This is a genomic window from Carboxydocella sp. ULO1, from assembly GCF_002049255.1.
Lineage (GTDB): Bacteria > Bacillota.
In genome coordinates, this window is record NZ_BDLQ01000098.1 from 1 (window position 1) to 432 (window position 432).

A 432-nucleotide genomic window follows, 5' to 3' on the forward strand; every position below is an offset into this window, starting at 1 on the left:
AAAATAAATTTACCCCAGAAAAAGGTGTATAGGAAAGGGTTTTTAGCGCAAAACAAGAGGCTGAGGGAAAAATTCACCCCAGCCTCAAATGTTGTAAAAAATAAGCAACAGGCACCCACCTGTGATAAAATTGAAGTTGAAAAGACAAACAATCCTACCCAGGGAGGGATGCCTGTTATGGCTATTATACCACAAATTAAGCTATTTGAGTGGACAGAAATACAAACAATTGGAGATTTAGTTCGTTTACGGCTTGTTCTGGATTACATGCCAGACGAAGAATTGATGAGGACCCTTGAGAGAAGCCGGGGTAAAGGGCGAAACGATTATCCGGTTCGGGCAATATGGAATTCCATACTAGCGGGTATTGTGTTCCAGCATGAGAGTGTGGAGAAGTTACGGCGGGAACTGGCCCGCAATGGTCAATTACGA

Annotated in this window: 1 pseudogene; it reads left to right on the forward strand. The window is 43.1% G+C overall.

What is annotated here, in order from left to right:
- Positions 1 to 177 precede the first annotated feature (177 nt).
- Positions 178 to 432 (forward strand): annotated as a pseudogene (locus ULO1_RS11230) (DDE transposase); the annotation flags it as partial.